Annotated in this window: 17 protein-coding genes; 7 read left to right on the forward strand and 10 right to left on the reverse strand. The window is 67.1% G+C overall.

The annotated features are described in order from the left end of the window. Positions 1-193 precede the first annotated feature (193 nt). A complete protein-coding gene (locus tag ASG71_RS11720) occupies positions 194-1,273 on the forward strand; it encodes an alkaline phosphatase family protein (protein ID WP_082575075.1) in 1,080 nt (359 codons plus the stop codon). Positions 1,274-1,291: 18 nt separating this feature from the next. Here ASG71_RS11720 and ASG71_RS11725 read toward each other — a convergent pair whose 3' ends face one another. Then, on the reverse strand, positions 1,292-1,747 hold the full coding sequence (locus tag ASG71_RS11725) for a serine acetyltransferase (RefSeq protein ID WP_082575077.1): 456 nt from the start codon (positions 1,745-1,747) through the stop codon (positions 1,292-1,294). Between the two features lie 56 nt (positions 1,748-1,803). Beyond that, on the reverse strand, positions 1,804-3,156 hold the full coding sequence (locus tag ASG71_RS11730) for an O-antigen ligase family protein (protein ID WP_056739396.1): 1,353 nt from the start codon (positions 3,154-3,156) through the stop codon (positions 1,804-1,806). 228 nt (positions 3,157-3,384) lie between these two features. Here ASG71_RS11730 and ASG71_RS11735 point away from each other — a divergent pair, with 228 nt between their 5' ends. The 3 genes from ASG71_RS11735 to ASG71_RS11745 are packed head-to-tail and all read left to right on the forward strand — an operon-like array spanning position 3,385 to position 7,486. Further along, positions 3,385-4,956, forward strand: a complete 1,572-nt coding sequence (locus tag ASG71_RS11735) for a hypothetical protein (RefSeq protein WP_056739398.1) — start codon at positions 3,385-3,387, stop codon at positions 4,954-4,956. After that, positions 4,953-6,539: a lipopolysaccharide biosynthesis protein gene (locus tag ASG71_RS11740; RefSeq protein ID WP_056739400.1), complete on the forward strand. Its 1,587-nt coding sequence runs from the start codon at positions 4,953-4,955 to the stop codon at positions 6,537-6,539. Before ASG71_RS11735 ends, ASG71_RS11740 begins: the two co-directional genes overlap by 4 nt. A 56-nt stretch (positions 6,540-6,595) precedes the next feature. Next, complete coding sequence (locus ASG71_RS11745; protein WP_056739402.1) at positions 6,596-7,486, forward strand: sulfotransferase domain-containing protein; 891 nt, start codon at positions 6,596-6,598, stop codon at positions 7,484-7,486. A 22-nt stretch (positions 7,487-7,508) separates the two neighbouring features. Here the strand turns inward: ASG71_RS11745 and ASG71_RS11750 are convergent, their stop codons facing one another. Further along, positions 7,509-8,852: a hypothetical protein gene (locus ASG71_RS11750; RefSeq protein ID WP_056739404.1), complete on the reverse strand. Its 1,344-nt coding sequence runs from the start codon at positions 8,850-8,852 to the stop codon at positions 7,509-7,511. A gap of 276 nt (positions 8,853-9,128) precedes the next feature. Between ASG71_RS11750 and ASG71_RS11755 the strand changes: the two genes are divergently transcribed. Continuing rightward, positions 9,129-10,598 (forward strand): carbohydrate binding domain-containing protein, encoded by a 1,470-nt coding sequence (locus ASG71_RS11755; protein WP_082575081.1) that lies wholly within the window; start codon positions 9,129-9,131, stop codon positions 10,596-10,598. A 6-nt stretch (positions 10,599-10,604) separates the two neighbouring features. Here ASG71_RS11755 and ASG71_RS11760 read toward each other — a convergent pair whose 3' ends face one another. From ASG71_RS11760 to ASG71_RS11790, 7 genes are read right to left on the reverse strand one after another with little or no spacing between them, the layout of a single operon-like run. Then, complete coding sequence (locus tag ASG71_RS11760) at positions 10,605-11,513, reverse strand: glycosyltransferase family 2 protein (RefSeq protein ID WP_056739978.1); 909 nt, start codon at positions 11,511-11,513, stop codon at positions 10,605-10,607. 5 nt (positions 11,514-11,518) lie between these two features. Further along, entirely contained in the window at positions 11,519-12,862 is a 1,344-nt protein-coding gene (locus ASG71_RS11765) for a glycosyltransferase (protein WP_162254054.1), read from the reverse strand. Between the two features lie 5 nt (positions 12,863-12,867). Continuing rightward, positions 12,868-13,374: a hypothetical protein gene (locus ASG71_RS11770; RefSeq protein ID WP_056739982.1), complete on the reverse strand. Its 507-nt coding sequence runs from the start codon at positions 13,372-13,374 to the stop codon at positions 12,868-12,870. A gap of 52 nt (positions 13,375-13,426) precedes the next feature. Continuing rightward, positions 13,427-14,668 carry a sulfate adenylyltransferase subunit 1 gene (locus tag ASG71_RS11775; protein WP_056739410.1) on the reverse strand — a complete coding sequence of 414 codons (1,242 nt, stop codon included), beginning with the start codon at positions 14,666-14,668 and terminating at the stop codon, positions 13,427-13,429. Then, positions 14,668-15,594 carry a sulfate adenylyltransferase subunit CysD gene (gene cysD, locus ASG71_RS11780; protein WP_157366434.1) on the reverse strand — a complete coding sequence of 309 codons (927 nt, stop codon included), beginning with the start codon at positions 15,592-15,594 and terminating at the stop codon, positions 14,668-14,670. Before cysD ends, ASG71_RS11775 begins: the two co-directional genes overlap by 1 nt. Beyond that, positions 15,581-16,390: a 3'(2'),5'-bisphosphate nucleotidase CysQ gene (locus ASG71_RS11785; protein WP_056739985.1), complete on the reverse strand. Its 810-nt coding sequence runs from the start codon at positions 16,388-16,390 to the stop codon at positions 15,581-15,583. The genes cysD and ASG71_RS11785 overlap by 14 nt, the downstream gene beginning before the upstream one ends. Positions 16,391-16,400: 10 nt before the next feature. Next, positions 16,401-17,960: a sugar transferase gene (locus tag ASG71_RS11790; protein ID WP_082575085.1), complete on the reverse strand. Its 1,560-nt coding sequence runs from the start codon at positions 17,958-17,960 to the stop codon at positions 16,401-16,403. Between the two features lie 637 nt (positions 17,961-18,597). Here ASG71_RS11790 and ASG71_RS17005 point away from each other — a divergent pair. Then, positions 18,598-21,420: a TSUP family transporter gene (locus ASG71_RS17005; protein WP_157366407.1), complete on the forward strand. Its 2,823-nt coding sequence runs from the start codon at positions 18,598-18,600 to the stop codon at positions 21,418-21,420. Further along, positions 21,417-22,748: an adenylyl-sulfate kinase gene (cysC, locus tag ASG71_RS11800; RefSeq protein WP_056739414.1), complete on the forward strand. Its 1,332-nt coding sequence runs from the start codon at positions 21,417-21,419 to the stop codon at positions 22,746-22,748. The genes ASG71_RS17005 and cysC overlap by 4 nt, the downstream gene beginning before the upstream one ends. Positions 22,749-22,762 lie beyond the last annotated feature (14 nt).

A 22,762-nucleotide genomic window follows, 5' to 3' on the forward strand; every position in this document is an offset into this window, starting at 1 on the left:
CAATCAGGTGCTAGCTGTAGAGCCTGCAGCCGCTGCAGCAGCGCACCGAGGGAACGGAAACCAGATGAGGCCGCACCGCAGTACCACCGCCCGAACGAACCCCGGTCATTCCGGCGCGCCCGCGCCGAAGGCCGCTGCGGCCGCCGCAAGGACGTCTACCGGACGGTCCGCCGCCGGAAGGACGCTTACGGGCATGGCTGTCCTGGTCCTGGCCGCCCTCCTGTCGGGCTGCGGGGGCCAGGTGACCGGGCCCGGCCCGGGAGCGGGCGGTACCTCCGCAGACGCTCGGACGGCGACCAAGCCGGCCCACGTATTTGTCATCAATCTGGAAAACACGAGCTACCGGCGGGCCTGGGGCGAGTCATCGCAGGCGCCGTACCTGTCCCGGACGCTGCGGGAGCAAGGCGTTCTCCTGACCTCCTACTACGCCGTGGCTCCGAGCTCCCTGCCCAACTACATCGCCCAGATCTCCGGACAGGGACCCAACCCTAAAACGATGAATGACTGCGCCGTCTTCCACGAGTTCACGCAGACCGGCACGGCGTCCTACGGCCAGCTTGCCGGTTTCGGCTGCGTCTACCCGGAAAGCGTGCAGACCGTTGCCGGGCAGCTGAGCTCGGCGGGGCTGACCTGGAAGGGGTACATGGAGGATATGGGCACCCCATGCCGGCACCCCGGGTTGAACGCCGCCGACCCCACCAAGAAGCCCAGGGTTGGTGACCAGTACGCCACCAGGCACAACCCGTTTGTGTACTTCGCCGCGATTACCGGCTCCCCCGACTGTGCCAAGAACGTCGTGGATTTGTCCGGCCTGACCGCTGACCTGAAGTCGGCGGCGACCACTCCGAACCTTTCCTACATCACCCCCAATACCTGTAGCGACGGGCACGACTCCCCGTGCGTGGACGGGACAGAGGGAGGACTGGCCACCGCGGATGCGTGGTTGAAGAAATGGGTACCGGCAATCACTTCCTCACCGGCGTTCAAGGCGGACGGGATGCTGGTCATCACGTTTGACGAGGGCGACAAGGAAGTCGGTGAGAACATCGACCGGGGGGCACCGCTGCAGGCGGTTTTCGGTCCCGGAGGGGGGAAGGTAGGTGCCCTGGTGATCTCGCCGTTCGTGCGCCCCAACACCTCGTCCGACACGCTCTACAACCACTACAGCCTGCTCGCCAGCATCGAGGACACGTTTTCCCTGCCGCATCTGGGGATGGCGGGGGTTTCCGGGTTGAACCACTTCGGCGCCGACGTCTACAACGCCACCAAGTAGCGGCGGCCGCAGGGCGGCTCAGGCGGAGGTCGTGTCCGCCGCGACAGCCCGCGGCGGCCGCAGCACCGACGGGTTCCCTATCGCCGTGAAACCCGGCGGTACGTCCTTGGTGACGAGCGCGCCGGCCGCAATGCGGGCCCCCTTGCCGATCCGGATGCCGCCGACGATGATCGCGCCGGCGCCTATCTCGACGTCGTCCTCGATCACCGGGCACGGGCCGGCAGAACCCTTGTTGCCGATGGTCACGTTCTGCCGGATGCCGACGTTGTTGCCGATGACGGTCCGGTCATTGATGACCAGGCCGACCCCGTGGTAGATGCGTACCCCGGACCCGATCCTGGTGCGCCAGGGGATCTCGACACCCAGCACCCACTCCACCAGTAGCCTGTACGCCGCACCGACGACGACGGCGTGCGGCCGGGGGCGCCTGTCCAGTGGCCGGCGGCTTGCGTGGGCCAGCCGGTAGAGGACCATGACGACCTGGCCCTTTGACTGGCCGCGGTTTACCTTGAGGTCGTTGCGCAGTTCGCTTAGAAGTTCGATGGGAACACCCCTCTCCCCCGGGGCCGCGGCCCCCGTCTCAGTGCGGCTGCCTTCTGCAGGCCGATCGCTCCCGCGATCAGCATAAGTGCCAGACCCGAAGCGAGCATGCCGTAGTAGAACACCTCCACGATCGACACCAGCAGAACGGTGTTGCAGGCCAGGCCCACCGGGTCCGAGAGCCGCAGTGTGTAAAAGAACATGATGACAAAGGTCAGCACGAAGAAAGCGGCCGCGAGGAAACCGTGGGAATACAGCACCATCCAGATCTGCCCCTGGGTTCCTACCGAAGGTGCGCCTACGGTGACGGATGGCCGCGGCGCCCCGAACCCGAAGACCGGTGACTTGAGCGTTTCGTTCAGGGCCTCGATATAGAGCGATTCCCGGTCCTCGGTGGTGCTGCTGACCCCGAGCCGGTTCTGCAGGCGTTCGGTGACGGGAAGGACCTGGACGATGATCGCCACCAGAATGCCCATGCCAAGCAGCGCGCCGAGGCCCTTCCGGTTGCCGGCCAGGGCCATCCGCATGGCGGCGTAGAGCAGGGCGATGCCGAGTCCCAGGAACATGCCCCGGTTGAGGGTCAGGAACGCCGGTACGAAGGAGACCGGAATCGCGGCGAGCACCAGCCAGAAGCGGCGGCTCCTGCGGATCTGCGAGAGGTAGCCCACCACCAGCGGCAGGAGCAGGGAATACGCGGCGCCCCAGTTGTTTGTGTACAGGAAGGGCGCGCTGGGCCGCGGGTCGATGTAGTTGTACGAGGCGGGGTTGAACTGTGTCAGCCGGCGAATGGCCATCTGGTTCACCAGCTCGTTCCGCAACAGTGATTGCGGCAGGACGTAGCTCAGCGGGGTGTGGATCACCACGGAGGGAAAGAGAAGCCCCAGATAGCCGCCCACCACGACGACGGCCCAGAACACCGTCAGGCAGCCCAGAATGTACTGCACCTTCAAGTGCGCCCGGGCGTTGTAGACGTATAGGAAGATGACGGTCAGCGCCAGGTAAAGCAGCAGCCGGTAAACGAAGCCGAGCATGCGTTCGGGTGAATCGATCGCGATGGACGAACACGCCATCCAGAGCAGGAAGAGCATCCACACCGAAAACCCCTTAGGCACCCGGACCGAACGGAAGCGCACCAGGTAGAGAAACATGATGCCGCCGACGCCGATCCAAATCAGATCGCTGAGGCCGGCAAGCCACCAAAGGGGGAAACCCAGGAAGATCAGCGCAAACGGCCAGCGCGGCAACTCGGCAGTGGCCCCGATTCCCTCCCGGTCCGGGCGCTGCACCGAACTCCGGCGCAGTACCGCGACGCCGGCTTTTCCGGCCGGGAGGTCCGTGTTCATGCCTGGCGTCCTTCGTGACGGGGTGGGGGTTCCTTGGCTATCGGCGTTCAGTATGGCAACCGGTACATGGCCGGGCAACGAGTAGTTCCGCACCGGTACCTACCCCCAATACCTATATGCCCCCGGCGTGCCGGGCTATATCGTCGTGCCATCAGCCCCGGCCCGGCGCTGAGTCAGGTCTCCCTTTCGGGCATATTGCCGGCGGTCTGCCGGCAGATTGAGGAACAAATGGACGAGAATTCTTCCGTCGGACTCGGTCACTACGCAGTAGTCTTGCGACGGCAATGGAAAACAATTGCGCTTGTCACCGCCCTGGGGATCGGCGCTGCCGCGGGCTACCTCGGCCTGACGCCCGGCTCCGTGACCGCCTCCACCGTCGTCAACCTCAACGTCATCACCACCGATCCGTTCAACCCCGCCAAGGCGAGCTCGGCCCTGCTGGATGCCTCCACGGAGCAGCAGCTGGCAAGCTCCTACGTGGTGGCCCAGGCGGCGGCGTCCGGCCTGGCCAACGGCGACTCGGTGGAGGCGCTCCGGGACGGGGTCAACGTCACCACGTCGGCCAACGGCACGACGATGACCATCTCCTACACCTCGAGCACCCCGCAGGATGCCAGGGCCGGCGCGGACGCGCTTGCCAACTCATACCTCGCCTACCGCCAAGGCCAGGCGGAGGAGCGAAAGTCCAAACTCCAGGACCAGCTGCAGCAGCAGCTCACCGGGCTGCAGAAGGCCCTTCCCCGTGCAGGCAGCAGTGCATCGTCCATGCTGGCGCAGATCGGCAGCGTCCAGTCGCAGCTGAACCAGCTGTCCCTGATCGATACGAGCGGCGGCACGGTGTTGGACCCGGCAGCGCAGAACGAGGTGAGCGTCCAGCCGCAGCCCGCGACCGTGATGCTCACCGGCTCGCTTGCTGCGTTCGTGTTGGGCCTGGTGCTTGCGTTCGCGGTCAACATGCTGGACCGCCGCGTCCGGGACTGGTACGACGTCCGCGGAGCAGGCGCAGGCCCCCTCCTGGTCCGGTTCGCCGCGTCCCGTGCGTCGATGCCTGCCACCGGCGCTGACCTTGACCAGTTCCGGGTGGTGCGCGAGCGGCTGCTGGCCAGCTCAAACAACAGGCTGCGCACCCTGACAGTTATCGACGAAACGCGTAATTCGAGGCCCTCGGACGTAGCCGCCAACCTCGCCGTCGTGCTCGCGGAGGCCGGAACCCGCGTCGAACTCGTCCTGATGGGGGCCTCGGACGCACAGCTGGGCGTCCTGACGACGGGACTGCAGCTCAACAGCCATGGTGCCGGAACCGATGGCCGCATTCTCCGCTCCGCCCTCGTCCAGTCCCTCACGGTGTTCCGGCCCCAATGCGGAAGGACCATCCTCGATGCGGACGAGTTCGTGACCGAAGCAGTCCGCCGGGAGCTGATCGGACGTGAGTCCGGCCAGGTGATCATTTTGGCCCTGCCGCCTTCCGCGCCGCACGCAAGCCGCCTGGCGGCCGGCCGTCTCTCCGACCTGGTTCTGCTCGTCGGGGAATGCCAGCGGACCCGGATTGACGCCCTGGCCCTGAACGCTGCCGAAATGAATGACGTTGAGGCCCAGCTCGCCGGTACCGTATTGGTCCCCGCGGGGCGCAGGATCGTTGATCCTGAAAACCCTGCCAAGGAGGCCCGGCACCGGGAGGTCGTCAGCCTTCCCACGACGGTCAAGAAGGGAGCTGAATCCGAGGCGGTCCTCGCGGAGTCGGCGCCCGCCGCGTCCTATTCTGAGTCAGCATCCAGGGCCGGAAGCCGCAAGTCGTCGTGAGCATTACCGGGGAGAAGCAGGCAGTTGACCGGGGGGCCTCCCCGCACAGCGCCGAACGCCGGGAGGCCGCCCGCGGCGGCGTGATCGGAATCGCGGGCGCCGCCATCGGCTCCGTCATGGGCTTCGCCCTGACTTTCATCCTGGCGCGTTCACTGGGCGAAGCGGGCTCCGGCGTCGTGTTGCAGACCATCGCTATCTTCACCATCGTGCTGGGCCTGGCGAAGGCCGGCATGGATACCGCCGCGGTGTGGCTGCTCCCCCGACTTCAGCTCTCGGACCGGTCCTCGCTCCGCGGTGCGACGATGGCCTTGCTCGTGCCTGCTGCCGTAGTCGGGAGCCTGCTGGCACTGCTGCTGGCCGTGCTGGCTCCCCGGCTCGGCGACGGGGGCGACGCCGACAGCCAGCAGCTGGTGCAGGCCGTCCAGGGGGCAAGCTGGTTCCTGCCCGCGGCCGCCATCATGATGGTGGCGCTGGCTGCAACCCGCGCCCTGGGAAGCATCGTGCCGTATGCGGCGATCGGCAACATCGGGCTCCCGGTAGCCCGGCCCTTGCTGGTGCTGGGGGCCCTGGGGCTTGGGGCCCTCGGCCTGGGCACGCTTCCGGTGCTGGCCTCCATCGCCTGGGCTGCACCGGTGGCAATCGCGATGCTGGCGGCCCTGATGATTCTGAGGCGCCGCATCAAGGCGCACGAGCAGGGCGCCGGCAGCCGTGTGCCCTTGTGGCCCTCCCGTGATCTCAATGTGCAGATCTGGAAGTTCGCGCTGCCCCGCTGGTTCTCATCGGGGGTGGAACAGTCGATTATCTGGTTCGATGTTGTGCTGGTTGGCCTGATCGCCGGGGCGGGAGCGGCCGGCGTCTACGGGGCCGCCAGCCGGTTCGTCAGCGTAGGGCTCATCGTTGCCACGGCCATGAGGATGGTGGTCTCGCCGCGGTTCAGTGCACTCCTCGGCGAGAACAAGACGCGCCAGGTCCAGGATCTCTACTCCACGACGGTCAGCTGGATCGTGCTGCTGGGGGCGCCGATCTATGCGCTGTTCATGTTCTTCGCCCCGACCGTCCTGGGCTGGCTGGGCTCCGGTTTCGAGAGCGGAAGCACGGCCCTGATCGTACTGTGTGTAGGTGCCCTGACGTTCCTGATGGCCGGCAACGTGGATGCCCTGCTCATGATGAGCGGCAGAAGCGGGTGGATGGCCGTCAACAAAGTCATCGTGCTGGTCCTGAACGTGCTGGGGAACCTGTGGCTGGTTCCGCTCTGGGGCATCACGGGGGCGGCAGTGTCCTGGGCCTTCAGCCTGCTGCTGGACTCCGTACTGGCCTCCGTAGAGAGCCGCATCTTCCTGGGCATCAAGTTTGGTGCGCGGCGGGTCTTCTATGCCCTCTTCGTCGCCGCTGCCTGTGTTGTACCGGTAAGCCTGCTGACCAGGGCATTGATGGGCCAGTCGACGGCGGCCGTCTTTGTAGCCGGGGCCACCAGCATGGCCGCCCTGGCCGCATGGTGCTGGCTCGACAGAAAACGGCTGCACCTGGACGACCTTGCCCTCCTCTCCCGCAGCGGGCGGCGTAAGGGCCCCGCCACGCCCTAGTCCCCCGCCCAACCCCCCCCCCCCAAACCACCCACCAGACCTATGAGGGAGCCGGAATGCTTGGACTAAGCGGCATCAAAGACGCAGCACCCAGGTGGATGAAGGATGCCGGGGACGTGGTCACCCGGTCCTACGCAAAGGGCACCGTGGGAGCAAGGCCGGCACCGGATTTCCTGATCGTGGGGACCAAGCGTGGCGGGACGACGTCCCTGTACAACTACCTCTTGATGCACCCGGGGGTTCTGGGGCTTTTCCCGCAGATTCGCGGCAAGAAGAGCACCGACTACTTCTTCAAGGAGCGCGGGCGGGGCGAGCTCTGGTATCGCTCGCACTTCCACACGGAGGCGTACCGCAATCTGTTGTCCCGGAAACTGGGTTATCGTCCCCTGAGCGGTGAAGCGTCCCCGTATTACCTCTGGGACCCCCGGATCGCGATGCAGGCGCGCGCCGTCTCGCTTAACATCAAGGCGATCGCGCTGCTGCGGGACCCGGTGGAACGCGCGTACTCCCATTACCAGGAGAGAGTCCAGAACGGCGTCGAGCCGCTGGGCTTTGAAGCGGCGCTGGCCGCCGAGGACACCAGGCTGGCGGGCGAGCTAGGGAAGATGGCGGCGGACTCCTGGTATTACAGCACCGCCCATGACTTCTACTCGTACCGGGCCCGGGGCGTGTATCTGCCGCAGGTGCAAAACTGGCACCGCGCGTTTCCGGAGGGCCAGTTGCTGGTCCTGCGCAGCGAGGATATGTACGACGACGTGCAGGGTGCCTTCGACCGGGTATGCGGGTTCCTCGGCCTCCCCCGTTACGACCTGCCGACGACCAGGACCTTCAACGCCAGCGCCCGCTCCACGATGCCCGCGGAGGCCAGGGCAGAACTCACCGCCTATTACGCCCCGCACAACAAGGCACTGGCCGAATATCTCCAGCGGGAACCGCTCTGGCCCTAGCCCGACCCCCGGGCCGCGGGTGTCATATCGCCGGGGCGGCCGGGGAGGCCCCCATGGAACCCTGCGCGTCCGGAGTGACAAGCAGGCCGTGGGCGGCATCGAGGAGGTTGACCAACTCCGGCACAGTGATCCAGGAGGAGGCCCAGCCGCCATTGCGGACAGCCAGCGTCCAGGCCCGTTCCGCGACCACCATCGCGTAGACGCCTGCTACCACCGGCCAGACCTCCCGGGAGAGGCCTGCGGCCTCGAAAAAGGAACCGGCGTCCGTCATGGCACGGAGCAGGTTGGTAGCCATCGGGCCGTCGCCGCGCTCGCGCCTGACACTGAACATCCAATGCACTGCGTCCAGGCCTGCGACCGCATCAGGCTCGCACGACTCCCAGTCCCAACACCACAAAAGCCCGGCTGCGTCCCGTGCCGTGTTCCAGGGAACCAGATCACCGTGCCAGCGCTCTGCCACCGGCAGCAACGGATCGCGCTCACGCAGCAGTTCGGCCAGCCGGTCCAGGGCCTGCGCCAACTGCGGCTCGGCCGCCGGATCAAGGGCAGCAAGCCGGCGGCCCAGCGCCTGGTAGTGCCCGGTGGAGGAGAGCCGGTCCACCCTGCTGACCGGGCACAGGGCGAAAAGCTCCTGGGGGGTGGGGCCCTTCACGCGGCCGCGTACGGCGCGCACATCCAGCGGCAGGGGCTCGGTCACCAGATACGGAAAGGCGCTGCGGGTTCCGACGGCCAGCAGCGTCGGTGCCCGGACCGCCCCCGCTGACCCGCCGACGGCGCTCAAGGCGCCAATCTCCGTCCGGATGAACTCGCTGCTGCTCTCGTTCCAGGCCAGCTTGGCGTACCCCGCCGGCTTTCCGGCACCGTCCACCAGCTGCAGCGTCGGCTTGCGGTTGTCGCCCTCCCGGATACCGATCGAGGCAAACAACTGCCGCCCGGCACGGCCGGCCGCCGGAGCGTCCTCTTCCGCCGTCGTGCCGCCCCCCTGGAGCCTGGCCGCCACGGCGGCAAGCGGCAGCGCGAGCCGCGCTCCGGGCAGCGGAACCACTCGTTCCTGCACCGACAGCCTGTCCTGCACCGGCCGCAGACCCAGCCGTGCCAATGATCCCAGCAGGATCCGTGCGGTATTGACTTTGCCGCGGCGCAGCGAGCGGTACTGGAGCAAGCTAGCGGCGGTGACCCGCGGCGTCGCCAGCGGGACCAGCAGCCGCGCGCGTGAAGCGTTGGGAAGCACCCAGTAGGATTCCACCTCGCGCCACCCGTCGTCGGGAGCGGGGTTGAGGACAACACGGACCTGGCCGGCCGAGACGGGGTGGTGCCAGAGTTGCTCAACCAGGCTGTCCAGCGGTGACGTGCCTGTGCCGCTCACAACGCGTTGTCCACGCCACGGGTTGCTCATCATCGGTCCCTTCGCCGGTTCCCCCAAAACTGCCGCCTGCGGCATGTGGTCCCATTCTGCACGATATTGCCTCCGTGAAACACGGGTAATTTGGGGCGCCTCCCGCGTACCAACTGTGGGAATTAGTGACGAAGAGTTGTACAGTCTCTTCACACCAACACGGCCGCCCTGACCTGATTCGCAAGCCCTTGCAGCCGGGTCTCGCTGTGCGCCGTGACCAACGCCCTCGGGCGCAGGAGCAAGCCTATGAATCGCTCGAGGGACACCGGGGACACGCCAGGGACCGGTGCCGTCGTGACCCTGCCCCGGTCAGGCTCCGCGCACCGGAGCCGCCGCCGGCGGTTAGTAGCCGGCAGCTGCACGGCACTGGCACTTGTCCTGGGATTGGCCGAGGCCGGCTCTGCTCCGGTTGAGGCCGGCGCGGCAGAGCAGGTGGTTAACGGCGGTTTTGAAGCTGGCACCTCCGGCTGGCGGACCAATGACAGCAGCACCCAGGAACTGGCCGTGGTTAGCGGCGGACACAGTGGCGGGCACGCCGTCGAGCTCACAACGAAACGCCAGCAAACAGCCGTCCTGAACGACGGGCTCAATACCGTCAGAGCCACCAAAGCCGGAACGCGCTACACCGTAAGTGCCTGGGTCCGTACCGACACCCCCGGGATATCGGGTCAGGTGCGGGTCCGCGAGGAACAGGGTGACGTCCCGCTCACCGGGTCAACCTTTCACCTGAGGACCGAACACTGGACGAAGATCGCCTTCGATGTCACGGCCGCCTACAACTGTTCGTCCATGGACCTGAACATCCTGGCGTGGGACTTGGCACCGGGCCAGTCTCTCCAGGTGGATGACGTCTCCATGCAGGAGGTAGCCGCCGGTGCGCCGGCCCCCGCCCCTGCGCCGCCGTCGGGGACCGTCTTCGGCTCCAGCCTGGGACAATCGAGCTCCGGCGGGACGCGTGCAGAAGCCCTGGCGCGGGAGGAATGCCGGTTCGGCCCGCTGGGCATCGTCCGGCTCTTCGACGATGCGCTTCCGTCCAGCTGGTCATCGCTGGAAACGTTCAAGGGTAAGTCCCTGGTGATCTCCTTCCGCCCGGCGCCGGCGGACGTACTGGCCGGCACCTTCGATGAGGCCCTGCTGGCCTGGTTTAATGCGGCCCCGCGGGATCAGGAAACCTACTGGTCTTACGTCCACGAACCCGAGGCGGAAGTCGCCCGCGGCAAATTCACTGCGGCCGACTACCGGGCGGCGTGGCAGCACATTGCGCGGCTGGAGGACCAGGCGGACAACGAGCACCTGCACTCCACCCTGATCCTCATGGGGTGGACCGTGAACCCTGCCTCAAAGCTGAACTGGAAGGATTACTACCCGGGTGACGGCTCCATCGACGTCCTGGCCTGGGACCCCTATAACGACGCCGGGAGCGTTGCCGGTCCCTCGACCTACCCGGACCCGGCCCAGGTCTTCGGGGACGTCATTGCGGTCTCCAAGGCCGCGGGAAAGCCGTTCGGCATTGCCGAGACCGGAAGCCGGCTTACTCCCTCGGACCCCGGCGGGCAAGGACGAGCCGCGTGGCTCACCAGGGTCGGTTCATACCTGAAGGACCACAAGGCCCTCTTCGTCGCGTACTGGGACTCCGCGGTCGGTGTCGGCGACTACCGGCTGACGGACGCGCCATCGGCTGCGGCCTGGCGGAAGCTGGTCAGCGGCCGGGAGTGACTGCGGCTAGATGCCGCGGCCCCGTTTGTGGAGTGCCTCCATGACGCGGGCCGGTGTCACAATCCCGCAGGCGACGGCGGCGGCCAGCGGCACGCGCGGCTCCAGTGGATTGCGCTGGGCAGCCGATGCGGCCCAGCGCAGCGCCTCCCGCCGCTCCCCCATGGCAGCGTGCGCGAACGCCACCTGGCCCCTGATCCGGGCAGAGCCCGCGGGCACCGTATCGAATTCAGGGTACTTTTCCAGAATCCACGACAAGCCATCGCACATCGTTTGCCAGCGGCGGAAGAAGAAGGACTGGCTCCCCCACCTGACGGTCGCCGACACCCTGCGGACGTGGGCAATGGGTGCCCGGCGGGAGGCCCTCAGTAGAAACTCGTAGTCTTCGCCGAACCCGCCCGGGACGGCCTCGTCCACCAGGCCAAAGCCGTCCAGGACGGCGGAGCGCCGCATCATGAACGTAGAGGGATGGAGTTCGGTGTGCCGGTCGCGGAGCAGTTCGGGGAAGCTGATCCAGGACTTGCCCAGCGGCCGGTCGTGGGTCTGTCCGTCGTAGGAAACCGCAATGTCGCAGGTGGAGAACTCGGTGCCGGGATTGTCCGCGAGCAGCTTCACCTGCGCCTCCACCTTGTGGGACAGCCAGAGGTCATCGTCGTCGCAGAAGGCGATGAACTCCCCCGTGGCCGCCTCGATGCCGCTGTTGCGGGCGCCGGCCAGCCCCGGGGCCCGTCCGTTGGTCAGGACGCGCACGCTTCGGGACCCGGAATCCTCGGCAAGGGAGTAGTCAGGATCCGACTGGTCGAAGACCACCAGGACCTCGATGAACCCGGGGTAGGTTTGCGCCTTCACGGCGTTGATCGCCTGACGCAGCATCTCCGGGCGGTCCCTGGTGGCGATGATCGCCGTGACGCGGTCCATGGCGGTCACCACCTGGCTCCGGCTGCGCGGGCACGGGCTCCTGCGTTGCCGGGCGCGGCGGCACTGCCACGCCCGACGTCGTTGCGTGGGGCGGCCACGGCGTGGAATGCCACGCCGTACGGTGGCCGCGAAACGGCGCCGAGCGTGCCGGCTGCCCCGTCAACGGGTAATCCCAACCGGGCCCAGGTCAGCGCTACGGCGTCCTTATTGCCGACGGCGGCCGGCGGCAGGCTGGCCTGCGGGATGCCGTGGCGGCTCAGCGCCCGGGCCACCCGTGCGGCGCCCAGCCGGGACGACTTGTCCTGCCGTGCTGCCATTCGCACCGGCGTCCAGGACGTGGCGGGCGGGGTGAGTTCGAGGAAGCGCAGGTCGATCTCGCGGTTGTGGCTCAGCGCGTAGGCCAGCATCGGGTCCCCGCCGGTGTCGATCAGGACGTCCGCACCTGAGACGTCCCTGGCGGCGGCGTAGATCGCCTGGTAGTAGCCGGTGTACCTGGCCAGCTGCTGCCGCCGCTCCAGCCTGCCGGCCGGTGCCGCGGGGCCCAGGTACCGTGGCGGGCCGGCGGCGCCTGCCAACCCGGTGAAACCGGCGACATCGACGTGCGCCCACCCACCGAACGCGGTCTTCCCGACGGCGCGCCAGAATCTGCACTCATGAAAGGGCAGGCCGCAACTGCACTCCTCATTGTCGACGATGCCGCGCTGCCAGAGCCGGCGCGTGTCGCCGAGGAAAGCCACCGAGGCCCAGCCCCCGGCGATTTCCAGCAGGGTGGTGTCCACGGCGGCGGGAGGGGCGGCGACATACAGGACAACGGGGGCGCCGGCGGAGGCGCCGTTCGCCGAGGTCCGGCGCTTATGCAGCAGGGCGGCCAACTTCCGCGAGGCCTCGTCGGCGCCGAAGGTGTCTGCCTCCATCAGGCGGCGGGTTCCCGATTCATCCTCCGCCGCAGCGGCCACTCGGGCGTCGAGTTCCTGCACCGATTCCACGCAGATGGCCAGGTCCCTCCCGGCGGACCAGCGCGAAAACCGCTGCTGATGGTCATCGACGTGTTCCCCGTGGCGGGGATCCCGGGGAAACACCAGCGGCAGGTGGCCGGCCTTGCGCGCCTCCGAAAGCGTGGCCGGGCCTCCGTGGATGACGACGACGTCGCTGGTCTCCAGCAAGGCGGTCAGTTCCGTGGGCGAGATGAAGTCCCGGCCTGAGGCGGTACGCGGCGGAGCGCTGTGGCCGTACTGGACGATCACGCGGTCCGCCGGGTTGGCTCCGGCCCACTCGTCGGCCCAGTCGATCATTCTCTGGAACGGATGGCAGTCGGTTCCCACGAGTACCCCGATTGTCCTGCCTGCCATGCCCGTCACAGGAGCCTCCCCAGCAGCTGCGCCCCCCGGTACAGGCCAAGTTGCTCCTGCCATTGGACCAGCATGAGATCCGAGAAGGGACGGCAAAGCCGGCCGGTCAGGGTGGGACTCTCAACCCTGTCGTAAACCTCGATATAGACGGTCGCGATGCCCATGGCCCGGGCCACGACGAAGAAGGGGAAAGCGCTGCCGGCACCGGTGGAGACGACGACGGTGGGGCGGAAGCGGCGGATCACAAGGTAGGCAAGCCGGGCGTTCCGGAGCAGATTCGGGATATTGCGGGTCGTGGGCGAGTGCGCCCAGGACACATCGGCCTCCGCTTCGAGGTTCGCCTTCGCATCCTCGGTGGGAAAGGTGACCCAGGCCCGCGCATGCGCAGACCACCAGGACCGCAGCGACATCAGCTGCGCCAGATGACCGCCGCTGGAACCTACCAACAGGATCCGCTCCGGTCCCGGCGTTGCGGCCGGCCCGCCGTCCGGGAAACCTCTTCCTGAAATCATCGCTCTCAAATCCTCCCCAATGAGTGGTGCGTGGTGGCGCCAGCCTTGCATTTCAGATGATCATTCCGGCACCGACGGTGCAGTGAGTGTTTTCGTCGATCAGGACGAAACCGCCTGTTTCACGGTTCCGCCGGTACTCGTCGGTCAGCAGCGGCGTCGTCGTCCGCAGCCGGACCCGGCCGATGGCGTTCAGTGCCAGTTCAGGGGCGGATTCATCCCGGTGCAGGGTGTTGACGTTGAGTTCGTACTGCACGGACTGCACCAGCGCCCTGGTGTTGCGGGTGGTGTGCTTAAGGGCCAGCTTCTGCCCGGGCCGGAGGGGTTCCTCACTCATCCACGCCACCATGGCGTCGATGTCCTGCGACACGCTGGGCTGGTTGTGCGGGCGGCAGATCATGTCCCCGCGGGAAATATCGATGTCATCCTCCAGCCGGACCGTGACCGACATCGGCGCAAAAGCCTCCGCCACCGGACCGTCGGCGGTTTCAATGGATGCGATGCGGCTCGGCAGGCCGCTCGGCAGCACAATGACCTCGTCGCCGGTCCGCATCACGCCGCCGGCGATCTTCCCCGCGTACCCGCGGTAGTCGTGGTGCTCGCTGGTGTGCGGCCTGATCACGTATTGCACCGGGAACCGTCCGTCCACGAGGTTCCTGTCGCTGGCGATGTAAACATTCTCCAGATGGTTGAGCAGTGAACTGCCCTCGTACCATGGCATGTTCTGCGAGCGGTCCACGACGTTGTCCCCGTGCAGGGCGGAGACGGGTATGACGGTCAGGTCCGCTATCTGCAGTTTCGCCGCAAACTCCGTGAACTCCCGTCGGATGTCCTCGTAAACCTGGCGCGAGTAGCCCACAAGGTCCATCTTGTTGACGGCCAGCACAAGGTGGGGAACCTGGAGCAGGGACACCAGGAAGGCGTGGCGGCGGCTCTGCTCGACCAGGCCCTTCCTGGCGTCCACCAGCACAATGGCCAGGTCCGCGGTGGACGCTCCGGTCACCATGTTCCGGGTGTACTGGAGGTGGCCGGGGGTATCCGCAATGATGAACTTCCGGGACGGGGTCGCGAAATACCGATAGGCGACGTCGATCGTAATGCCCTGCTCCCGCTCGGCCCGCAGGCCGTCCGTCAGCAGGGACAGCTCTGTATATTCCGAGCCCATTTCGCGGCTGGTCCGCTCAACTCCCTCCAGCTGGTCGCTGAAGATGGATTTGGAGTCGTACAGCAGACGCCCGATCAGGGTGCTCTTCCCGTCGTCGACCGATCCGGCAGTGGCAAAACGCAGGAGGTCCATCAGAAGTAGCCTTCTTTCTTCCGGTCTTCCATCGCCGCTTCGCTGACCCGGTCATCGCCGCGGGTTGCCCCCCGTTCGGTGATCCGCGACGAAGCTACTTCTGCGAGGACCCGCTCGACAGTGTCGGCGTGGGAGCGTACGGCGGCGGTGAGGGTGGCATCCCCCACCGTGCGGTAGCGGACCGATTCCAGGAACGTCGGTTCCTGGGCGGTGGGCCGGCAGAGCTCGTTGGCCGCGAACAGCATGCCGTTGCGTTCAAAAACCTCGCGCTGGTGGGCGTAGTAGATGGAGGGGACTTCGATGCCTTCAGCGGCGATGTACTCCCAGATATCAAGCTCGGTCCAGTTCGAGAGCGGAAACACCCGGATGCTTTCGCCCAGGTGGACCTTGGCGTTGAACAGGTTCCACAACTCGGGGCGCTGCTTTTTGGGGTCCCACTGGCCGAACTCGTCGCGGAAGGAAAAGATGCGTTCCTTGGCGCGGGCCTTTTCCTCGTCCCTGCGGGCACCGCCGAGCAGGGCGGTAATGCCGTTCTTTTCCGCCGTCTCCAGCAGTACCGGCGTCTGGATCCGGTTGCGGGAGCCGTTGGGTTCCTCCCGGACTATCCCGCGGTCTATGGCGTCCTGGACGGAACCGACCACAAGGTTCACCCCGTACCGGGCCACCAACCGGTCCCGGAGTTCGAGCACCTCCGGGAAGTTGTGGCCCGTGTCGATGTGGAGCATCGGGAACGGGATACGGGCAGGAGCGAACGCCTTGGCCGCCAGGTGCAGCATGACGATCGAATCCTTCCCGCCGGAAAACATCATCGCCGGGTGCTCGATCTCGGCCACCACTTCCCGGAGGATGTAAATCGCCTCGGACTCGAGAAGCTCGAGCTGGGACAGGATGCGCCTGGGGCTGTCGGTCACGTCACTCACCGGTATGTCCTTCTTTCTGGAGGCGTTCCAGCCGCGCCCTGGCAACGGCCGCCAGGACCATGCCGCTGAGGTCCGGGCGGCAGACCAGCAGGTCCGGGAGGTACGGATTTTCCTGGTTGTACTGCGGCGCGGAGCCGTCGAGCCGGCTGACATGGAGCCCGGCGGCGCGGGCGACGACTACCGGCGCGGCGGAATCCCATTCGTACTGGCCGCCGTCGTGCAGGTAGATGTCGACTTCACCGCTGGCGACGGCGCAGGTCTTGAACCCGGCCGAGCCCATGGGGATGACCCGGGCGTTGATTGCGGTGGCCACGGGACCGGCGATCTCCGGCGCCCGGCTCCGGGAGACGGCCATTCTCAAGCCGGTATGGGGTGCTGCGGATTCGCCGCTGTCCTCGCCGGTGAGGACCATGTCCAGCCGGGGCAGCGCGACCGCGCCGGCTACCAGGTTCCCTTTCTCCCACAGCGCCACGTGTACTGCCCAGTCGCGCCGGCCTTCGGAGAATTCGCGGGTTCCGTCCAAGGGGTCAATGATCCAGACCCGGTCGGCCCGCAGCCGCGACGGCTGGTCCGGGGCCTCCTCGGAAAGGACCTGGTCTCCGGGGCGGCTGCGGAGCAACATTTTCTTCAGGAACTCTTGGGAGCGCCTGTCGCCCTCGGCGCCGAGCGGACCGGCAGGCGGTGCGGTGGGCTGGCCCTGCAGGGTCTTGAGGATGTCTCCGGCCCCTTCAGCCAGGGCTGCGGCCAGCTCAGCATCCGAAAGTTTGGCGCTGATGACACGCTCGCGGTTGAGCGACAACATCATTCCCCCTTTAGTAGGCGCCTACCGGGTTCTTCATCATCTTGGCTGTCCGCCACAGGATGATGATGTCGCCGGCGAGAGACCAGTTTTCGACGTAGTACAGATCGAGGCGGACGCTGTCCTGCCAGTTAAGCTCAGAGCGGCCGTTGATCTGCCACATGCCGGTCAGTCCCGGCTTGATGTACAGCCTCCGGTGAACCCGGGATTTGTACGCGTCCACCTCCCGTTGCAGAGGCGGTCGGGGACCCACCAGCGACATGTCCCCGCGCAGGACGTTCCAGAACTGGGGCAGCTCATCCAGGGAATACCGCCGCAGCCACGTGCCGACGCGGGTGACGCGCGGATCGTTCTGCAGCTTGAACAGCACGCCGGCGCCCTCGTTGCGGTCCATCAGGGCGGCAAGGTCCTCTTCGGCGGTCTGGACCATGGAGCGGAATTTGTACATCATGAATTTCTCCCCGGCGCGGCCGATCCTTTCCTGCCGGAAGATCACCGGGCCCGGGCTATCCCGTTTGATCAGGATGGCCAGCACGATAAACAGCGGGGCGAGTACCAGGAGCGCCCCGGCGGAGAGGACGATATCGAGCATCCGCTTCAGCACGTGCTTTGCCCCCGTGTACTGGGGAAGCTCCACGTGCATCAGCGGCAGGCCTTCGACGGGACGGAAACGGATCCGCGGGCCGGCGACGTTGGTCAGGCCGGTGGCCAGGACGAGCTCGGTGCGGGACTCTTCGAGTTTCCAACCAAGTTCCTGCACAAATTTGCTGCCGCCCTTGACCCGCCCTGCCACGATGACTGCGTCCGCGTTGAGCTGCTTCACAGCAGCGACCACCGAGCCGGTGTCCGAGACCACGGGGACGGCCGCGGAGCCAACCGCTACGCTCATCCGATCGTCGCCGGGCGGCAGTGCTGCGCCGACGACTTCATAGAGGGCTCCGGATTTCTTCTGGATCTGGCTGACCACGTACCGGACGTCCTTGTAGCTGCCCAGGACGACGACGCGCGACAGATAGTGGCCGTAGGCGCGCTGCCGGGTCAGCCATTGACGCATGCTCCAGCGGGACGCTATGAGGCCCCCGACGCCGAGCGGAACTGCCAGGGCGAAGTACCCGCGCGCCACATCGACCTTGAAAACCAGGAAGGCGATGGCCATGACACCCAGCAGCGTAACCGTGGCGCTGATTACCCGCTTGTACTCATCCGTGCCGATACCGACCACCCTGGGATCGCGGCTGCGGTAGACCCCGAGTGCTGTCATCCAGGCCACGGCGATGCCCACGGACAGGGAACCGTAATCGAAACCGGACCGGCCGACTTCGATTTCAGAGCTGTTGCCGCCGAAGCGGAAGAGCTGGGCGGCAATCGCCACGATGCAGAGCACCGCAGCGTCGGTGACCCACAGGAGACGGCGGTAATGGCCGGCCCAGGCCTGTCCGGAACCGGCGGCACGGGTCCAGGCGCTCTTAGTCTTCGGGGCACGGAAGGCCGGATAGCTGTGCCCCGCCGTGCGGGCGGGACGGTCGAAACGAAGGTCTACGGCCAGGGCCGCAGAATCATCCAGCGGACTCATCGGTTGCACCGCCCTTCGCCACACGGCAGGCAGGAAGCCTGTAACGGGCCGGGATCAACGCCGGCCCCAGGCGGCCCGGCTGCCGTCGCCCCAGGAGCCGGCCGGTGGCCGGGGCGCGCCGGGACGCGCCAGGAAGCGCTGCTGTGAAAACCCGTGACGGAACTTTTCTTCGAAGAGCACATTGTCGAGACCTACTTAGTACCCGTAGCTGTTTATCGACTGGATAGATCCAACCTAGGAGGACGCCGGCCGGGGCACGCGAGTAAACGGTACGGGTCTTCCGGGGGCGTCTCACTGCTAAATCCGCACCGCCTACTGGGCTGCCAGTTTGTGTCCGGGTACGGACCACTCTGTTGGACCTCCGCCTACTTGATCCCGACCGCCGGTGGTCCGGCCGGCCTGCGAACCGGCCGCGCCGCCGCGGTTCCCCGGTGCGGATTTGCTCTGCCGAAGGCGGGCGGGTTCCCCGCCAGGGAGTCATGGACAAGCTGGTGAGCCACTTGTACCCTTTCGATACCCGAGACGGTGAGGGGCGGCTACTGGACGGTGTGCTACTGGACTGATCTGTAGCGGACGAACAGTGGTAGCGGCGGGAACGGTCTCCCGGCTTGGCAATTCCAAATGCGAGGAGACACCGGTGAAACGCAAGCTCGTTTCGGCTCTGGCCGCCATCGCACTATCCGTGGGTTTCACCGCAGCCGCCGCCGGGCCCCTCTCGGCCGCCGAACCGTTCAGTTTCGCCGTCATCGGTGACACCCCGTACGGATCCGCGCAGTTGAGTGTCTTCCCGGACCGGATCGGGCAGATCAATGCGGACACCCAGGTGCAGCTCGTGACGCATCTGGGCGACATCGGCGGCCCGCCCAACTGCTCCGACTCCTACTACGCCACCATCAGGGCGAAGTTTGACACTTTTGCCGACCCGCTGGTCTATACACCCGGCGATAACGAGTGGGCAGACTGCTCCGGTGCCTCGGTAGGGGCCGCCAACCCGCTGGAACGCCTGGACGCTATACGCCGGGTATTCTTTCCCGTGCCCGGCGCAACCCTCGGGCGAAGCACGGCGAGCGTGACGGCGCAGGCCGGCTATCCGGAGAACGTGCTCTACGACCGGGGCGGCCTCACGTTTGCCGCCGTTCACATCGTGGGCTCCGCCAACGATTTGGCAACCTGGAGCGGCTACTCGGCGCCGACGAGTGCCCAGACCGCCGAGGTCAAGGCACGCACCGACGCCTGCATCGCCCTTATTCGTGCTGCCTTCGAACGCGCCAGGGCGAACGGCAGCCGCGCGGTGGTCTTCACCACCCAGGCCGACATGTTCAAGGGAACGCCCAGCCGCACCGCTTATGAGCCGCTGGTGAAGGCCTTCGCCTCCGAATCCCTCAGCTTCCAGCTCCCGGTTTTCCTGTTCAACGGCGACACGCACAGCTTCGCCAGCGACCGTCCGCTCACCTCGTCGACGTGGCTGTCGTACTACGGCCTCACCACCCCGGTTCCCAATTTTTCCCGGATCACGGTGAAGGGCGGATCGACGGGGGACGAATGGCTGAAGGTGACCGTCGTCGACACCTCCGCTGTCCTTGCGGTGCAGCGGGTTCCTTTTAAAGTCAATGCTGCTCCGGTGGCGTCGTTCACGTCCTCGGTRTCGGGCCTGGCCGCGGCGTTCGATGCCGGCGCCTCCACTGACGACGCCGGCATCACCAGCTACGGCTGGACCTTCGGCGACGGCAGCACCGGCACCGGCGGCGTCGCGCCCTCGCACAGCTACGCCGCCGCGGGGACCTACAACGTGACCCTGACCGTGACCGACAGCCAGGGAGCGACCGGCACGAAGACCTCGCCGGTGACCGTCTCCACCTCGTCCGGGTCTGTCACCTCCGTGGTCGTGCCCGCCAAATCCTCCTGGAAATACCGGTACAGCAGCACCGCACCGGACCCGGCCTGGAAAAACCCCGGCTACAACTCCTCCGCCTGGACCACCGGACCGGGCGCCCTGGGCTACGGCTCAACCCCGCTGGGAACCAACCTCAACCCCTCCGCCACCACCAGCGCCCGCCCGCTGGCCGCCTACTTCCTGCGCAGCTTCACCATCCCCAGCGCCTCCGCGGTCACCGCGCTCAAACTCACCAYCGTTGCCGACGACGGCGTCGTCGTCTACGTCAACGGCACGGAAGTCGGCCGCACCCGCATGCCCACCGGCACGGTCACCATCAACTCCTACGCCACCGCCTCCATCTCGACRACGAACGCCAACGCCGCCCCGGTCACCTTCAACGTCCCGCTCTCCCTGCTGGTTGACGGAACCAACACCATCGCCGCCGAAACCCACCTGAACTACCACGCCACCAAAGACATCAGCTTCGACCTCACCGCAACCACCACCACGGACCCGCTCCGTCGGGCGGCGTTTCCCCGGTCCCAGCGACTACTCTTCGGCCCGCCGGACTACGTGTTTATCGTCCGCTGCCGCGGTGCAAGGATCTGGAGTATGGACCTGACCTTGGCGTTGACAGCTTTCGGTATAGCCGTCGTCGTTGGACTCACAGGTATGGGCGGCGGCGCCCTGATGACTCCCGCGCTGGTGCTGTTTTTCGGCGTCCCGCCGCTCGCCGCGGTCTCCAGCGATCTTGTGGCCAGCGCCGTCATGAAGCCGGTGGGTTCGCTGGTCCACCTGCGGCGCCGGACGGTGAACCTGGACGTGGTCAAGTGGCTGGCGGTGGGGTCGGTGCCGTCAGCCTTCTGCGGTGTGCTGATCCTGAAGTGGCTGGGCCCCGGTGAGGAAGTCCAGCAGAACGTGAAGATGGCCCTTGGCTTCGCCCTGCTCTTGAGCGCCATCCTGCTGGTGGTGCGGGCCTACGTCCGGCTTGCCGAGCGCGCGCGCAGCGCGGACGGGCGCGGCGCGGAGCTGCCGACAGAGCGGCCGCACGTGGCGGTCCGGGTTGTGCCCACCGTCCTCCTGGGGATTGTGGGCGGCACGGTGGTGGGAATGACCTCCGTGGGAAGCGGGTCCCTGATCATCATCGGGCTGATGCTCATCTACCCTGGTCTCAAAGCCAACCAGCTGGTCGGTACCGACCTCCTGCAGGCCGTTCCCCTGGTCTTCGCAGCGGCCGTGGGGCACACCTTCTTCGGCGACCTGAACCTGGGCCTGACTCTTCCCCTGGTACTGGGAAGCATCCCCGGCGTCTACCTGGGGGCCATGCTGTCTTCCCGCCTCTCGGGCGGCTTCGTGCGCAGGGCGTTGGCCTTTGTGCTGCTTGCCTCGGCGCTGAAGATGCTCTCCGTCCCGGACGCGGTGACAGCCGGGGTCCTTGGGACCGCACTGCTGGTCGCGCCCCTGGCCTGGATGTACCTGCGGCGGCAGAAGGGTTTCCCGGCGCTGGCCAGTGTGGAGAGCCGACGGCGGCGTGAGGCGGCCGCTCTCATGAATCCGGCCGGCGGGATCGGGGGGACACTGTGAGCCTGCTGTCCGGTCCGGAACCATCGCACGTCCTGACCGGCGCCCGACTGGACGAGCTGGAGCTCCTCCTGGGCGGACTGTACGGCCCCGCGGACGGCTACGCGTTGCCCTCCAGCGTTCCCGCGGAGTGGCCCTGGCCGTTCACGCTTCCGGTGCCGGCCGCCGTCGGGAAGCTGGCCGTGGACCGCGGTGCCCTGGTGATCACGGATCCGGATGGCACTCCCCTGGCCCGGCTAAGCGTCATCGCCGGCCAGGACTCGGGGCACGACACCATGCACGTGGCCGGACGGTTGGAAGCACTTCAGCCCGCCGAGCACCCGCCCGTCCGCAGGCTGCGCCTGACGCGGCCGCTCACGGGGGTCGGAAGCGCGCAGCCGGAACGCGCTCCAGACCCGATCCTGGTGGCCGCGTTTGACCGGGTGCCGGAGCCGGCCCAGCTTGCCGAAGCCATGGGTATGGCGGTCCGCCATCATGCCACGTTGTGGCTGGTAGCGGTCGCCGGCAGCCAGAAGCACGGAAGCTACACGGTCCTGGAACTGCTGACCGTCCTGGAACACTGCTCGGAGCAGCTGTCCGGCGCGCGGACCGGGCTGCTGGTCCTGCCCGCGTATGAGGGGCCATCCGCCGGCCCGGACCGGACCCTGCGCGACTACGTGCTGCGCCGGCTGGGCGCCTCCATCCTGCTCAACTACACCTCCGACGCGGCCGCCGCGGCAGGGGTGCGGCCGCGTCGGCGCCGTGCGGCGAATCCCGAACCACTGGCAGGAGCCACTCCGGCGCCGGGAACCGTCGTGTTGCTGACCGGTCTCTCCGGCTCCGGCAAATCCACCATCGCCCGTGCACTGGTGGAAAGGCTGCAGCTGGCGGACGGCCGCCCTGTCACGTTGCTGGACGGGGACGACGTCCGCAGGCTCCTGTCATCGGGGCTGGGCTTCAGCAGGCAGGACCGCGAGCTCAACGTCCGCCGGCTTGGCTGGGTCGCTTCCCTGGTCTCCAAGTCCGGCGGAGTTGCCGTTTGCGCGCCGATCGCGCCGTTCGAGTCCACCCGTCAGGAGGTCCGGGAGATGGCCGAGAGTGTGGGCTCCTTTGTCCTGGTGCACGTAGCGACGTCGCTGGAGGTTTGCGAGGCGAGGGACCGGAAGGGACTTTACGCCAGGGCCCGTGCCGGAGACCTCGGGGACTTCACCGGGATCGGCTCCCCCTATGAACCGCCCCTCGACGCCGACCTGGTGCTTGATACCGGCACCACCCCGGTGGATGCCGCGGTCGACGCGATCCTGGCAGCGATGAGCCTCGGTGCCCCGGAACTGGCCGAACTCAGCCAGTAACCCCGCCGGCAATT

Origin of the sequence: Arthrobacter sp. Soil763 (assembly GCF_001428365.1) — a bacterium.
Lineage (GTDB): Bacteria > Actinomycetota > Actinomycetes > Actinomycetales > Micrococcaceae > Arthrobacter.

Bases quoted from the DNA above. Each gene is read 5' to 3' on its own strand.
- ASG71_RS11720 (WP_082575075.1), top strand. From the start codon at position 194: ATGGCTGTCCTGGTCCTGGCCGCCCTCCTGTCGGGCTGCGGGGGCCAG.
- ASG71_RS11765 (WP_162254054.1), bottom strand. From the start codon at position 12,862: ATGGCAGGCAGGACAATCGGGGTACTCGTGGGAACCGACTGCCATCCG.
- ASG71_RS11730 (WP_056739396.1), bottom strand. From the start codon at position 3,156: ATGAACACGGACCTCCCGGCCGGAAAAGCCGGCGTCGCGGTACTGCGC.
- ASG71_RS11760 (WP_056739978.1), bottom strand. From the start codon at position 11,513: ATGGACCGCGTCACGGCGATCATCGCCACCAGGGACCGCCCGGAGATG.
- ASG71_RS11775 (WP_056739410.1), bottom strand. From the start codon at position 14,668: ATGGACCTCCTGCGTTTTGCCACTGCCGGATCGGTCGACGACGGGAAG.
- ASG71_RS11785 (WP_056739985.1), bottom strand. From the start codon at position 16,390: ATGTTGTCGCTCAACCGCGAGCGTGTCATCAGCGCCAAACTTTCGGAT.
- ASG71_RS11770 (WP_056739982.1), bottom strand. From the start codon at position 13,374: ATGATTTCAGGAAGAGGTTTCCCGGACGGCGGGCCGGCCGCAACGCCG.
- ASG71_RS11790 (WP_082575085.1), bottom strand. From the start codon at position 17,960: ATGAGTCCGCTGGATGATTCTGCGGCCCTGGCCGTAGACCTTCGTTTC.
- ASG71_RS11745 (WP_056739402.1), top strand. From the start codon at position 6,596: ATGCTTGGACTAAGCGGCATCAAAGACGCAGCACCCAGGTGGATGAAG.
- ASG71_RS11755 (WP_082575081.1), top strand. From the start codon at position 9,129: ATGAATCGCTCGAGGGACACCGGGGACACGCCAGGGACCGGTGCCGTC.
- ASG71_RS11735 (WP_056739398.1), top strand. From the start codon at position 3,385: ATGGACGAGAATTCTTCCGTCGGACTCGGTCACTACGCAGTAGTCTTG.
- ASG71_RS11725 (WP_082575077.1), bottom strand. From the start codon at position 1,747: ATGGTCCTCTACCGGCTGGCCCACGCAAGCCGCCGGCCACTGGACAGG.